10 protein-coding genes are annotated in these 15187 nt (G+C 71.7%); all 10 read left to right on the top strand.

Annotated elements, in window-relative coordinates; all coding sequences use genetic code 11:
- Positions 1 to 207: 207 nt before the first annotated feature.
- A complete protein-coding gene (gene eccD / locus RM479_RS22395) occupies positions 208 to 1608 on the top strand; it encodes a type VII secretion integral membrane protein EccD (protein ID WP_311513727.1) in 1401 nt (466 codons plus the stop codon).
- A 1-nt stretch (position 1609) separates the two neighbouring features.
- Positions 1610 to 3049 (top strand): type VII secretion protein EccB, encoded by a 1440-nt coding sequence (eccB, locus tag RM479_RS22390; RefSeq protein WP_311513726.1) that lies wholly within the window; start codon positions 1610 to 1612, stop codon positions 3047 to 3049.
- Between the two features lie 24 nt (positions 3050 to 3073).
- A complete protein-coding gene (locus RM479_RS22385) occupies positions 3074 to 3400 on the top strand; it encodes a hypothetical protein (RefSeq protein ID WP_274809635.1) in 327 nt (108 codons plus the stop codon).
- Between the two features lie 116 nt (positions 3401 to 3516).
- Complete coding sequence (locus tag RM479_RS22380) at positions 3517 to 3813, top strand: WXG100 family type VII secretion target (protein ID WP_274809636.1); 297 nt, start codon at positions 3517 to 3519, stop codon at positions 3811 to 3813.
- 213 nt (positions 3814 to 4026) lie between these two features.
- Positions 4027 to 6285 (top strand): hypothetical protein, encoded by a 2259-nt coding sequence (locus tag RM479_RS22375; RefSeq protein WP_311513725.1) that lies wholly within the window; start codon positions 4027 to 4029, stop codon positions 6283 to 6285.
- 48 nt (positions 6286 to 6333) lie between these two features.
- Positions 6334 to 9519, top strand: a complete 3186-nt coding sequence (locus RM479_RS22370; RefSeq protein ID WP_311513724.1) for a YML083C domain-containing protein — start codon at positions 6334 to 6336, stop codon at positions 9517 to 9519.
- On the top strand, positions 9464 to 9745 hold the full coding sequence (locus RM479_RS22365) for a YbaB/EbfC family nucleoid-associated protein (RefSeq protein WP_274809639.1): 282 nt from the start codon (positions 9464 to 9466) through the stop codon (positions 9743 to 9745). The genes RM479_RS22370 and RM479_RS22365 overlap by 56 nt, the downstream gene beginning before the upstream one ends.
- A 37-nt stretch (positions 9746 to 9782) precedes the next feature.
- A complete protein-coding gene (locus tag RM479_RS22360; RefSeq protein WP_311513723.1) occupies positions 9783 to 10130 on the top strand; it encodes a hypothetical protein in 348 nt (115 codons plus the stop codon).
- The gene (locus RM479_RS22355; protein ID WP_311513722.1) at positions 10127 to 11791 is read left to right on the top strand and encodes a hypothetical protein; all 1665 of its coding nucleotides are present in this window, start codon (positions 10127 to 10129) and stop codon (positions 11789 to 11791) included. The genes RM479_RS22360 and RM479_RS22355 overlap by 4 nt, the downstream gene beginning before the upstream one ends.
- A gap of 89 nt (positions 11792 to 11880) precedes the next feature.
- Positions 11881 to 15183 (top strand): right-handed parallel beta-helix repeat-containing protein, encoded by a 3303-nt coding sequence (locus RM479_RS22350; protein WP_311513721.1) that lies wholly within the window; start codon positions 11881 to 11883, stop codon positions 15181 to 15183.
- Positions 15184 to 15187: the final 4 nt, after the last annotated feature.

Genomic DNA, 15187 nt, shown 5'->3' with positions numbered 1-15187 from the left:
TTGGTCGGAACCACGCGGTCCGTGACGCGGGGGGTGAGGGTGTCGGGAACGAGCAAACCACGGCCGGGTGAGGGACAGGCCACGGCAAAAGCTACCGATGTCAAACAAGGTCACAAATTCGGGTACTTGAACCAACGTAATACCAAAAACCGATATCCGAGTGTTAGTGTCTGTGCCGTTGCGTAGCCCCCTGTCGATCGGCCCCGGATGAACGAGTCCTCCGCCGCCGACCTCTGCCGCCTCATGATCCGCGCCCCCGAGCGGGCCTTCGAGATAGCGGCACCGGTCGAGGTCCCCTTGTCCGAAATCATCCCCACCCTCGTGCTGTACGCCGAGGGTGACGATGGCGAGGACCTGGACGAGAGCGGCCTGGAACATGACGGCTGGGTCCTCCAGCAACTCGGCGACGAGCCCTTGGACGAGGACGAGACCCTGTCGTCCCTCGGCCTGTGCCACGGTGAGACCCTCTACCTGCGCCCGCGCCGCGAGCAACTGCCCCCGGTCCACTTCGACGACATCGTCGACGGTGTGGCCACGGGCATGTCGGAACGGTCGGACCGGTGGCAGCCCGCGCACACGCGGATCCTGCTCCAGGTCATGGGCCTGGCCGTGCTGTTCGTCGGGCTGGCCGTCCTGGCCGGCGGAGGACGCGGCCTGTTCACGGCACTGGGCGCGGGCGTGTCCGCCGCCCTCATGCTGCTGTCGGCCTGGGCCGCTTCGCGGGCCATGACCGACCTGACCGCCGCCACCGGCCTGGCCGGCGCCGCCACCCTCGCCATGGGGCTGGCCGGCGCCCTGGTGCCCGCCGGGGACCCCGGAACGCTGTTCTCGGGGGCCGTCCTGCTGACGGCCTCGGTGACCGCCGCGGGCGCCGGCGTGCTCGGGGTGGCCGCCGTGGCGGGCTCGGTCCCGTTCTTCACCGGCCTGTTCGTGGTCCAGGCGATGGGCGTCATCGGCGGACTCTCCCTGATGTTCCTGCCGGGCACGTCCATCCCCGACGCCGCGGCCCTGGTGGCGATGGTGGCCCTGTTCGTCGGCACCTACGCGCCTCAACTCGCCTTCCGGCTCTCGGGCCTGAAGCTGCCCGCCCTGCCGTCCAATCCCCAACAGCTCCAGGAGGAGATCGACCCGCTGCCGGCCAAGCGGGTCCTGGACCGCGCCGGGCTGGCCGACCGCTTCCAGACGGCCCTGTACGCCGCGACCGGCGCGGTGCTCACGGTGTGCGCCATCGTGCTCGCGCTGACCGAGGGCTGGATACCCAGGACGCTCGTGGTGATCCTGGCCCTGGTGATGCTGCTCCAGTCCCGCGGGCTCGGCAGCGCCTGGCAGCGCGTCCTCATGGTCGCGCCGGCCTGGATCGGTCTGGGCACCCTGGCCCTGGCCCTGGGGTGGGGCTCCGAGCCGCTGGGGCGGCTGCTCGCGGTCCTGGGCCTGTTCACCACCACGACGATCCTCGCGGTCGTGTCCTGGAGCCTGCCGGGCCGCCGAGCGCTGCCCCACTGGGGCCGGGCCGCCGAGATCATCCAGTCGCTCCTGTGTGTCGCCCTGATCCCCCTGGTCCTGGCCCAGTTCGGGGTGTTCGGCCTCCTCCGCGGGATCGGGGGCTGACATGCAGTCACGCCGCGACCGGGTCATGGCCCACAACTTCACGGTGGGCCGCCTGGGCACCGCGATGCTGGAGGCCGATCCCGACGCCGTGGACGCCCCGATGCGCCGGACGCGGAACGGCAGCTACATCGGCCTCGCCATCGGCGTCCTGCTGTGCGTGGGGTTCCTGGTCTTCGGCCTGATCTTCCCCGGCGGCGCGAACTCCTGGCGCCAGGAGGGGAGGATCGTCATCGACCGCAACGGCGGCGCCACCTACCTGTACTCGGGCGGCGTGCTGCGGCCGGTGGACAACCTCGCCTCCGCGCGGCTGATCCTGGGCGAGGGCGCCACCTCCAGCCTGGTCTCCCAACGCTCCCTGGAGGGCGAGACCGTCGGCGGGCCGGTGGGCATCGCCGGAGCCCCCGACACCCTGCCCGAGGGCGAGGGCGTGTGGCGGCTGTGCGCCATCGAGCCCGTCGCGGGGCGCGAACCCGTCCGGGGCCGGACGGCGCTGACCGTCGGCGAGGCCCCCGAGCCGCGGGTCCCCGGCGCGCGACACGCGGTCCTGGTCTCCGGGCCGGACGAGACCACCTACGTCCTGTGGCAGGGGACCCGGCTGCGTCTGGAGGAGGACTCCGGTGGCGTCCAGGGGCTCGGCTACGGCACCAGCCCGGTCCTGCCCGTCTCGTCGGCCTTCCTCAACGCGGTCCCCGAGGGACCGGACCTGGTGGCCCCGACGGTCCCGGGCACGGGGGAGGCGGGACCGGCCCTGGCCGGTTCCGAGCGCCGGGTCGGCCAGGTCTTCTCCGTCTCCACCCCGGGCCAGGACGACCAGCACTACCTGCTGACCCGCGACGGTCTGGTCCCCCTCACCCTGACCCGCGCGCTCCTGCTGCTCGCCGACACCGAGATCTCCGGCCCCGCCTACGACGGGGCCTCACCCGAGGCCGTGCCCCTGCCGGCCTCGGAGGTGCACGCCAACCTCGCCGAGGGAGAGGCGTCCCCCGAGTCCGAGGGCCTGCCCGTGGCCCCGCCCGTGCCGGTCGAGGTCGGCCCCGGGGTGCCGTGCCTGCGCTGGGAGACCGACGGGACGATGCTCCTGACCATGGACGCCCCGTCATCGATCCGGGCGTGGCCGGTGCAGGAACGGCCGTTCGTCGAGGCCGGCTGCCCCACCCCGGACCTGGTCGGCATCCCCGCCGGGGAGGGCGGCCTGGTCCGGGCGCGCGCGGCGGCGGGCTCGGAGGCGGCCCCCACCCACTACGTGGTGACGGACACGGCCGCCAAGTACCCGGTCGCCGACGACGCCTCGTTGCAGGCCCTGGGATACGCGGCCGAGGACGCCGTCCCCCTGCCCACGTCCCTGCTGCGCGTGCTGCCCACCGGGCCGCAGCTGAACCAGGAGGCCGCCTCTCTCCCGTTGGCGTCCTCTCCCCGAGCCGGGGGCACCTCCTGCCCCTAGCGACCACCACCAGAGGAGATGCACATGTCGCAGAGAACACGTAGTACCGATGAGGCCAACCGGCTCGCCCAGGAGGCGATGCAGGAGGCCTACACCAACTGCAACAACATCTACACGAACGTGGACGACACGCGTGACGGGCTGCGGGGCTCCTGGCAGGGTGCGGCCTCCAACCGCTACAGCGAGGCGCTCGTCGGCTGGCTGGAGGAGCTCCGGCTCATCACCAACGACATGAACCAGATGATCGGCACCTTCGGCGGCACCGTGCAGGCCATGAACGTCGCCGAGGACCAGGCCATCATGACCGGTTCGCGGTGGATGGACGACCTCAACCCGAACCAGTCGGGCTGACCCCGGGCCCGCCCGGCCCCCCGACCCGACACACCGGACGGCGGCCCGCCCCTCGCCCCGAGCACGGACGCCGCGTCCGCAGACCACGGAACACCCTCCACACGAAGGCGGCACCCATGAACGGTTTCGACGTCAGCTACGGCCATGTCGACGACGCGACGATGCGTCTGGGCCAGCAGACCGAGGCGGTGGCCAAGCAGATCGAGATGCTCGACGCCAAGATGCAGAAGCTCCTCGCCGACCTCGAAGGTGAGACGAAGGAGAACTACGAGGCCAAGGTCAAGGCCTGGCGCCTCAACGTCGCCGACATGCGCACCCTCCTGGGCAAGGCGCAGAACGCCCTGAACGACATCCGCAACAACTACTCCGGCACGGACCGTCGCGAGGCCATGAACTGGGCGGCCCTGCTCTGACCGTGCCGGGGCCGACGCCCCCGACACCCCGCCGGGGCGTCCGGGCGCGGCTCCGCCCCCCGCGTTCCCCGGCACCACCGCGGTCGGGCGGTACGGCGGCCCGGCCGTATCGCCCGACCGTTCCGGGGTCGGACCCGGCCGTACCCGGGTCCGGCCCACCTCCCCCTACGTTCGGATGACGCCCGCCGTACGGGCGGCAAGGAGACAGAGAACGTGTCCGAATCGCTGTACGACTTTCGCGCCGCCCTCTCCGGCCAGCCGGATACCCCCGTCGAGGAGGACGAGGAGCAGGCACGGCTCTTCACCACGGTGAGCGCCCAGGAGTCCTCCTCCGGATCCGGGTCCGGCACGGGCGCGCCGCTCAGTCTGAACCTGGCGACCGGTCTGTTGACGATGAGCAACGGCTCCGGATCCATGGAGGTCGACACCACCGACCAGCGGGTGGTCCTCGACCCCGAGTCGCCCTCCCAGGTGGGGCAGCGCGACGGCGAGATCGTCATGGGCGCCTTCGCGGAGGGCTCCCCCCTGCTGGCGGGCCGGGCCGTGCAGGGCGAAGTCCTCCAGCCGGTGATGGCGTCCAAGGGCGTCCCCACGTCCGAGGGCGTGCCCGCCGGCGCCGAGACGGTCCCCGAGGGGGAGGTGACCGAGCCGCTGGAGACCCCGGTGCACGTGGTGTCCGTCCGCGAGCCCGATGCGTCCGACCTCGGCGAGGACTTCTCGTCCACCGAGGGGACGCCCCTGGTGGAGTCGGTGCCCGCCGAGTTCACCCCGGTGATGGAGGGGATCCCGGCCACGGAGGCCGTGCCGGTGTCCGCGCCGGTCGACGCGGTGCCCATCAGCGCCCCGGAGGAGGAGTCCGCCGACGCCGGCGACGCCACCGGCCCGGTGGTCACCGTCGACCCCGAGACCGGTGAGACCGTCATCCTCGCCGAGGATCTGCGGATCACGGTCGGGCCCGAGAACGGCCAGATCCGGATCGAGGCCTCGGACGAGAACGTCCCCCTCGGCCCGGACGCGCCACCGATCACCGTCGATGCCGGCGGCATGACCATGGTGATCGACCCGACGACGGGCACCCTTGAGGTGAACCCGATCAAGGGCGAGTTCGCCGACGTCACCGTGGAGATCGGTGACCTGCGCATCGTCATGGACGGTGAGACCGGCGAGATCTCCATCGACCCCGGTGACGGCTCCGTCTCGGTCGACCCCGAGACCGGCCTGGTGAGCATCGAGCCGCCGGTCGAAGAGGACGGGGAGGACGAGGACTCCGCCGAGGAGGACGGGGAGGACGAGGAGGGGCGTTCCCCGGGCGAGGGCCGGGACGAGGACGAAGAGGACGGCCACGGGGACGGGCACACCGGCGAGGACCACGACGGCAAACCCGGCAAGCCCGGCAAGGACGAGGACGAGGACGAGAAGGACGGGGCGCCCGACCAGGAGGGCACCGATCGGCCCGGCCACCACTCCGGTGACTCCGGCGGCACGTCGGGCGGCGGGGCTCCCGTGACCCCGGGGCTCGGCGGGCGCGGCGAGGACCGGGACGAGGACGGCTCCGACACGGACGACGGCCTCTACGACCCCTCCCCCGACAGCCCCGCCGACACCGACGACACACCCGTCCTCGTCGACGGCCCCGGCGTGAACGACCGCGACGGCGACCGCGACGGCCAGGGTGACGGCGACCGCGACGGCGATAGCCAAGACGAGGAATTGCAAGCCGGGGTCCGCGTCCCCGGCGACATCATCGACCCCGACAAGGACCAGGGGCAGAACGGCGACGGCCTCTACGGCCCCTCCCCTGACAGCCCCGCCGACACCGACGACACACCCGTCCTCGTCGACGGCCCCGGCGTGAACGACGGCAACGGGAACGGCAACGGTCAGGACGAGGACCAAGAAGACGAGGAAGACGAGGAAGACGAGGAAGACCAGGAAGAGGAGGAAGACGAGGAAGAGGAGGAGGAAGAGGACGAAGAGGAAGAGGACGAGGAGGACGAAGACGAGGAGGACGAAGACGAGGAGGACGGCGACGGGTCCGGGAGCGACGACGACGGGCCCGGCTCCAAGGAGGGCGAGGGCACGAAGATCGACGTGCCCCTCCTGAAGACCTTCCAGGAGACCTACGTCGGCGAACTGAACACCGACCTCGGGAACGAGCTCAGCGATTACTCGGACTACGACACCGGTGGGGACGGGGGTTCCGGAGGGGTCACCCTCCTGGGCAACCCCGCCCTGTTGCCGAGTGCGGGCCGCCTCGCGGGCAACATCGACAAGTCCATGTCGAGCCTCTTCACCATCATCAAGACCATGCGCAAGGAACTCGACGACATCAGCGACCGGCTACAGATCAACATCCACGAGTTCGAGGAACTGGAGGATGGCCAGGTGCTCAACGCGAGCCAGGTGATCTACCTGATCGGTAGCCCGTCGGCCGGCACCGGTGGCGGCACGACGCCGGGCCCCCCCGCCTGACGACGGTGACCGTTCACAACGCCAGCTCGCGAGCCCTCTGGAGACAACGTGCCGGAACCGTCGAATTTCCCCGCTCTGCACAACATGATCAACATCGTGGCCGATGTGGACGACAGCGGAAACTACCCACCCGTTCCGGATGTCAACACCATCATCGGTCCGAATGTGAACTGGGTGGACCACGGCCGTTACCACTTCGCCAAGGACACCAAACCGTTCGTCGGCTTCGAGTTCGACTACGGCGGTCACGAGATGAACCGCTGGTGGCGCATGCGCAAGCCGGGACACCAGTACATGGCCGCCGGGGCCTACACCTACCAGATCCCCAACGACTGGGACTACGCCGGCTACACGATGATGGAAGAACTGTGGAAGGACCCCGGCTCCGCCGACCATACGTTCCGCAACGCCCTCAATCAGGTCGTGCACGTCATCCCCAACTCCATGACCGGGCTGGGATCGACCACCTTCCACGGCAAGCCTCTGTCGGAGCTCATCACCAACCTCGCCGCCCTGGGCACGGTCCTGGAGAACCACCGGGAGGCGATGAACAGCGCCTACAAGGAGCTGGACGTCCCCGAGGGGCCGATGACGGGATCCGCCGCCTCGGCCTACGCGGCACGGCTCTACGACTTCGCCCTGCGCCTGCGGGACCTCAAGCGCCAGGTCGACAACAACCACGACGCCCTGGAGGACATCCTCGCTCCGATCAAGGTGAAGGGTGACAACCTCCGGGAGAAGGTGCAGCAGACGCTCAACAACCCCACGAGTGACATGCGCTCCATCCTGGACGAGTGGTATTTCGGCGTGACCACCGGCAGCGAGCAGTGGAACGAAAGCCGGAGCCAGTTCCAGGTACGGCTCCACGTGGACGAGAGGACCGGGGAGCGCTACGGGATCATCGGCGACGACCCCACCGACGCGTTCGTCAACGACCAGCTCAAACAGCGCTGGAAGAAGAAGTACGAAGGTGTCATCGATGCGGCCGAAGAGCTGTACACGAAGATGGACGAGCTGTACAAACGGGCGCACACCGAACTGAACATCATCGAGACGCCCAAGGGCGGCATTCCGCTCAGCATGGTCCCCGACATCAACGACATCGACAATCCGTACGACGACCTCTTCGGCGACGGCGACGGCAACGACGGCCCCCAGGAGATCAAGATCGACTGGGGTGACGGGGACGGCCCCGGGGGCGACGGCCCCGATATCCCGGACTGGCTCACTGACCCGCCGCCCGGGTACGGGGACGGCCCCGGCCTGAACTACGAGGGCCCCGGCGACGGGCCGGGCGGCTACCAGGGCGGCCCGGACGACGGCTGGAACATCGGTGACGGCGACGGCGGGCCCGACCTCGACTTCGGCGAGGGCGATCCCGGCCCGGGGCCGGGTGACGGGAACAACGTCAACTCCTGGAACGGCGACGGCCTGGGACTCAACGGCCCCGGGGGCGACGGCGTCGCCCCGCCTCCCCCCGTGATGTCCGGCCCACCCCCCGGCCTGGACACCAACTTCCCCGGCACGGGCGACGGCTCCCTCACGCCCCCTCCGGGAATGAACACCGCCTTCCCCGGCACGGGCGACGGCGTCGCCCCGCCTCCCCCCGTGATGTCCGGCCCACCCCCCGGCCTGGACACCAACTTCCCCGGCACGGGCGACGGCTCCACGCCGCCCCCGGGCGGGATCCCCGGCGGTTTCGTGCCGCCTCCGCCCCTGGGCCTCAACGGCCCCGGCGGCACCGGCGGCACCGGCGGTGGCCGCCGTCAGGACGGCGCGCCCCTCCCGCCGCCCACCGGACTGGACATCGACCCGGCCACGGGACAGCCCCTGAACCCGGACACGGGCAGGCCCTTCCCCGTGGATCCCGGGACCGGCCTGCCCTTCGACCCCGACACCGGCCTGCCCATCAACTACGACCCCGACACCGGACGCGTCACACCCATCGACCCGATCACCGGGGAACCGGTCTCGCCCGACGGCGGAACCCGCCTGGAGACGGATCCGGAGACGGGGCTGCCCCTGGACCCCGACACCGGACGCCCCTTCCCCCTGGACCCCGACACCGGCCTGCCCTTCGACCCCGACACCGGCCTGCCCATCAACTACGACCCCGACACCGGACGGGTCCTGCCCATCGACCCGATCACCGGGGAACCGGTCTCGCCCGACCCCGGTCTGCCGATCAACTACGACCCGGAGACCGGACGGGTCCTGCCCATCGACCCGATCACCGGAGAGCCGGTCTCGCCCGACGGCGGAACCCGCCTGGACATGGACCCGGAGACGGGGCTGCCCCTGAACCCGGACACGGGCAGGCCCTTCCCCGTGGATCCCGGGACCGGCCTGCCCTTCGACCCCGACACCGGCCTGCCCATCAACTACGACCCCGACACCGGACGCGTCACACCCATCGACCCCAACACCGGTCTGCCCCTGCCGCCGGACTCCTTCACGCCGCCCGCCTTCGATCCGGGGCTGGACACCAACTTCCCCGGGTGGGGCAACGACGACGTACCGCTCAACCCGGTCACCGGAGAGCCCGCGGAACTCGACCCGAGAACGGGTATCCGCCTTCCGGTCGACCCGGAGACCGGCGAGGTCATCAGGACGGGCTTCGACACCCCCGAGGACTTCACCTACCCGCCGCGCTTCGAGAGCGGTGGCCCCGATGGGCTCAACTACGGCGGTTTCGGCGGGGACACCAGCTCCTCGGACGGCCCGAACGGTGCCCCGGACCCGGCCGACCGCAGCTCGATGTTCGCCGCTCCCACACAGGCGGGCGGCGGTCAGACCCAGGTCGCCGGTGGTGGTCCCGGCACGTCCGGCCTCGGCGGTGCCGGCGGGGTCGGCGGCGCCGGCCAGGCGGGCATGCCGGGCGCGCCCATGATGCCCCCGATGATGCCGCCGGGCGGCATGGGCGGTGGCGGCGCGGGCGAGAACCGCGACCGCAACCGGACCACCTGGCTCTCCGAGGACGAGAAGGTCTGGGGCACCGACAAGAACCAGCAGAAGACCGTGCTCGGTCGACCCGCGCCCGGTCAACCGAAGAAGGGAGCATCTCGTCATGAGTTCGTCGATGCGGGAGCAGATGGAAGCGGAACTGGCACGTCTTCACACGACGATGCGGGAACTCGCGGACGCAAGCGCAAGCCTGGAATCGGCAACCGAAGAGGTCGTGGCCAAGAACAGGCTGGTGGGGGCGACGGTGGACGGGACGGGTCGACTGACTGAGCTGAAGTTCCACACCGAGGGCTACCGCAGCATGGCACCGGCCGAGCTGTCGGCGGCGATCGTGGAGGTCGTCGACCGGGCCCAGCGCCAGATGGCCGAACGCGTCGCGCAGGTCTACGAGAACTTCGTCCCCGAGGGCATCGACACCAAGGCGGCCATGAACGGCGACCTCACCCCCGAGGAGATGATGCGCCGCATGGGCGTCTCCCTCGACGACCTCAAGTAGCACCCACGGATCGATCACGGCCCGAAGGAGGACCGGTATGTCACAGGATGGCCTTTTCGTCAATACGGAGGGCATGGGCAGGGAGGGGGCACAGATCTACGCCGCGGCCGAGTTCGCCGAGCAACTCAACGCGTGGACGAGGGCCGCATGCCCCCCCGAGGACAAGCCGTGGGGTGTGAAGGGCGAGTACGCCGAGCAGATGGAGAAGAACGTCGGCGGCGCGAAGGAGGACCTCTACGAACTGCTGGACCTCATCGGCGTGGCCCTGCGCCAGTTGGCCGACGGCACGCTACAGAGCAACAACGGCTTCCATGCCCTCGAAGACGTCAATGTCGACTCCGTCGGGAACATCGGCGTCGACGACCTGCCCGGAGGCCGTCGATGAACCCGCGGTCGGCGTCGGGGGACGGCGCCCCCGAGCGGCAGCGGGTGGACGCGGCACCGCTCCCGCAGGACGCCCCCGCCCAGGACCGGACCGGGGACGCCTTCCGCTCGGCACTGGGCGGGGAGACGACCACGACCGCCGGTCGGCGGCTCGAACCGCTCGTCGAGGCCGCCTCGACTCCGATCGTCGACGCCGAGCCAGCGCAGGAGCGGCCGACGCGCAGGATCGGGTCGGTGCTCGGCGGGGCCGAGCGGGTCGACGCACCGGAGGCGGAGCCCGCCCTGGATCGCCCGAGTGCGCCGCTGATGGCGGGAGCGGCCATCGCCGGACTCATCCTGGTCGCGGCCCCCTTCGCCGTCGCCACGGGCGTCCCCGCGACCTCGCTGAACGTCACGGCGAACCAGCAGCCGATGGCGGACGGCTCCGCCGCGGGGGGCCAGGTGCAGACGGGCGGCGACCAGAGCACCTCGGTCGGCTCCAACACGGCCTCCGTGTCCGGCGGCGACGGCGGCTCCCCGGTGACCGACGTGGCCGAGGACACCGGCTACGTGCCGGAGGTGCGACAGGACATGACCGCGCCCACGATGCCCGACCCGGGCGACGCCTCCGGCGGCTCCTCGGTGGAGACCTCCTCGCCCTCCGGGGACGGGGCGGTCGAGGACGCTCCGGTGACGGAGGGCTCCGTCGCCGACGGGGAGAACGCTCCCGAGGGCGTGTCCGCGGCCGGCGCCGAGCGGCCCGCCGCCGAGGGCGAGGGCGCGTCCGGCGGGGAGACCTCCGGCGACGGTGAGGGCGCCTCCGGCGCCGAGGGCACCGGTGAGGGCACGGGGTCCCCCGAGGGCGGTGAGGCCGCCGATGACACCGGCGCCGAGGGTGCCGCGAACGGGGAGGGCGCCGCGACCGAGGATTCCCAGGGCGCCGGGACCGGCGACACCGGCACCACCGAGGAGACGACCGGGGGAACGGCCGGAGAGGCGGCGAACGGGGAGACCCCGATGGACGCCCCCGCCGGGGAACCGGAGACCCCCGGCACCGACGCGCAGGCGCTCCAGGACACCCCGCCCGTCGCGGACGGGGAGACCGGCGAGCCCTCCTCCATCCTGGAGGGCGCCACCGAGCGACTGGTACCCGCCGACGAGACCTACCTGGCCATCAGCGGTCCCGGCTGCCCCATGACCGGGCACTCCTCCTACGGCCACGAGGGCCGCTGGGACAGCGCGGAGGGGACCGACAGCTGGGCGACACGGCCGGGCGGCCACGTTCAGGAGGGATGCGCGGGCGACTACGACGCCATCCCCGTGTCCGGCGACCCCGAGCGCGGGAACGGGCAGTACGCGACGTGGACCTTCACCCCCGGGCGTGAGGGCGCCGTCTGCGAACTGTACGTCCACGTGCCCGACGACGAGAGCCCCCTGTGGATCGCGCCCGGCGAAGCCCGGTACGAGATCCGGCCGGGGGCCGGGGTGGAGGAGCCGACCGTGGCCGTGTTCGGTTTCGACCAGTCCCAGATCCGGGGCGGGTGGGTCCAGGTGACCGGTTTCGTCACCCCCTCCGAGTCGTTCACCGTCCAGCTCACCAACGCGGGGGCGGACCCGCTCGACACAGAGGACGGTGCGAGCGCCCACGTGGCCGCTTCCGCGGTGCGGGCCTCCTGCACCTGACCACCCACCGTACGGCGGGGCGGTCGCGAACGACCGCCCCGCCTTCCCCCTACCCGGCCCCATCGGCCGGACGAACAAGGAAGGCAACGATGAGCAGGCAGCTCCTCACCGTCGACCCCGATGCCCAGGGAGCCCACGGCTCCATCACCTCGGCTCTGGAGGCGGCCGCCGGCGGCGCGCTGATCACCATCGCCCCCGGACGCTATGAGGAGAACCTCGTCCTGCGCGAGGTGGTCACCCTGGTCGCGCGCGACGGTCGGGGCAGCGTCGAGGTCACCAGCTCCGCCGGGAGCACCGTGCTCTCGGGCGCGGAGGCGGTGAAACTCTCCGGTCTCGTCCTGCGCGGACGCGACGAGGAGCGCCCCACCGTGGACATCCCCGCGGGCCAGGTCGAGATGGCCGACTGCGAGGTGTCGGGGGTGTCATGGTCGGCCGTCTCGGTGCGCGGCGGCGGCGCGGTGGCCATGCGCGGCACCCGGGTCAGCTGCACCGAGGGGGCGGGAGTGGTCATCGTCTCCCCCGGACCGAGCCTCATCGAGGAGTGCGTGATCGAGGAGGTCGGGACCAGCGCGCTGGTCATCGGCGAGCAGGGCCGGCCGGTGGTGCGGTCCTGCGTGTTCCGCGACGCCAAGGGCAACGGCCTGTTCGCCAGTGGTGAGGCGACCGGCGTCCTGGAGGGCTGCGAGATCACCGCGACCGGCAAACCCGGCGTGGCCCTGGAGGACGGAGCGGCGACCACGCTGCGCGGACTGTACGTGCACCACACGGAGAAGGACGGGATCACCCTGTCCAGCCAGGCGCGGCCCGTGGTCGAGGACTGCACGATCGAGGAGGTCGGAGGCGACGGCCTCGTCGTCCGCGGGAGCTGTGACCCCCAGGTGTCCCGGACCAGGGTGCTGCGCGCCAAGGGCGCGGGGGTGCACGTGACGGAGCGGGCGCGCGGCATGCTGTCGGACTGCGAGATCGAGGGGTCCCAGGGGGACGCGGTCCGCTCCGGCGGCAGGGCGGCGACCGCGTTCCTGGGCCTGCGGGTCAAGGGCGGCGGCGGACTCCTGCTGGCCGAGGACGGCGTGGTGGAGTTCGACCGCGGCGAGATCCGCGCAACGACCGGGCACGGCATCGTCGTCACCGGCGGCGCCCCCTTCCTGCGCGGCATGAGCGTGGAGGACACCGGCGGCCACGGCGCCCTCCTGGAGGGGTCGGCCCGCGGCAGGCTGGAGGGGATGACCTTCGAGCGGACGCGCAGCGCCTCGGTGGCGGTGCGCGAGGGCGGGCGGCTGGAGCTGGAGGGCGCGCGCGTCGTGGACTCCCGGGACGCCGGTGTGGCGGTGGGCCCCGACGGAGAGGCGGACGTCCGCGACTGCGAGATCTCCGCGTCGACGGGCGACGGCGTCTCGGTACGCGGCGGGAGCAAGGCCACGGTGCTGCGCACCCGGGTACGGGAGGGACGCCGCAACGGTGTGCTGCTCACCGCCGGGGCGCGCGCGACCCTGCGCCGCTGCGAGGTGTCCGGCAACCGCGCCGACGGCGTCCTCGTCCACTCCACCGAGGAGGTGGTGGTCGAGGAGTGCACCGTGCGCGACAACGGGCGCTCGGGGCTGCGCCAGACCGTGGCCAGCGACCAGGCCCGCACCGAGGACCTGTTCAGCCAGGACAACGGCTCCCCCGACGCGTTCGGCGAGATGGCCGGCACGGCGGTGCCCCTGGCCCCGCTGGAGGAGGAACCGGGTGACGGCGACGGCGCGGCGGACGCCGGGCCGATGCAGGAGCTGGACGCCCTCATCGGCCTGGGCAACGTCAAGCAGGAGGTGCGAACGCTCATCACCCGCAACCAGATGGCGCAGCGGCGCGCGGAGATGGGCCTGCCCACCCCGTCGATGAGTCGCCACCTGGTCTTCGGCGGCGCGCCCGGCACCGGTAAGACCACCGTGGCCCGCCTGTACGGGCGCATCCTGGCCGAACTCGACGTGCTGCGGTACGGACACGTCGTGGAGGTCGCGCGGGCGGACCTGGTCTCGCAGTACGTGGGCGGGACCGCCATCAAGACGACCGAGGTGTTCGAGCAGGCCAAGGGGGGCGTGCTCTTCATCGACGAGGCCTACACCCTCTCCAGCGGCGCCGACTCGGGCAAGGGCCCCGACTTCGGCCGGGAGGCCATCGACACCCTGGTCAAGCTGATGGAGGACCACCGCGACGAGGTCGCGGTCATCGTCGCCGGGTACACGGAGGACATGGAACGCTTCCTGGACGCCAACCCCGGGTTGGCGTCACGGTTCAGCAAGACCATCGAGTTCGTCAACTACGAGGTGACCGAACTGGTGGAGATCGTGCGGGCCCTGTGCTCGGCGAACAGCTACCGGATGGCCCCCGAGACGGAGACGGCGCTGGCCGAGCACTTCGAGCGCATGCCCAAGGGGCCCGCGTTCGGCAACGGACGCGAGGCCCGCAAGGTCTTCGAGGAGATGATCGACCGCCAGGCGAACCGGCTCGGCGCCTCCTCCTCCGAGGACCACGAGTCACTGACGCTGCTGCTGCCGGAGGACCTGGGGGCGGTGGTCGAAGCGGAGGACACCCCGGACGAGCGGCGGCGGCGGATCACCGAACTGCGCGAGGAGCTGGACGCGCTGGTGGGCCTGGGCCAGGTCAAGGACACCGTGAACGACCTCACCAACCTGCTGCTCATGGCCGAACAGCGCAAGGCGATGGGGCTGCCGGTGTCGCAGATGAGCCACCACCTGGTGTTCACCGGTCCTCCCGGTACCGGTAAGACCACGGTGGCGCGCCTGTACGGGCGGCTGCTGCACACCCTGGGGGTCCTGCCCGGCGACCACGTCGTGGAGGCCGCCAGGTCGGACCTGGTGGGACGCTACGTGGGCCACACCGCACAGCTCACCGCCGAGGTGTTCGAGCGGGCCCGCGGCGGCGTGCTGTTCGTCGACGAGGCGTACACGCTGACCCCCAAGGGCGAGGGCAACGACTTCGGCCAGGAGGCGGTGGACACCCTGCTCAAGCTGATGGAGGACCACCGCGACGAGGTCGCGGTCATCGTCGCCGGCTACCCGGTGGAGATGGACCGGTTCATGGACTCCAACCCGGGTCTGGCCTCCCGGTTCAACCACCGGGTGGAGTTCCCCTCCTACTCCGACGAGGAGCTGGTCACCATCGTCGACCGCATGGCGACGTCCTCCGGGTACGTCTGCGGCCCGGAGACCACGGCGACGCTCGCGGCTCACTTCGCGACCGTGGCGCGGGACGGCTCGTTCGGCAACGCCCGCTACGCCCGCCAGGTGCTGGAGCGCATGATCACCCGCCAGGCCGGCCGACTGGTGGGCCTGGGCGCCGGCGCGACCATGGAGGACTTCACGAACCTGCTGCCCGCCGACGTCCCCTGATCCG

The organism is Nocardiopsis lambiniae (assembly GCF_031845465.1).
In the GTDB taxonomy this organism is placed as follows: domain Bacteria; phylum Actinomycetota; class Actinomycetes; order Streptosporangiales; family Streptosporangiaceae; genus Nocardiopsis; species Nocardiopsis lambiniae.
Note: the sequence above shows the minus strand (reverse complement) of the source record. Positions and strands in the feature narration are given on the sequence as shown.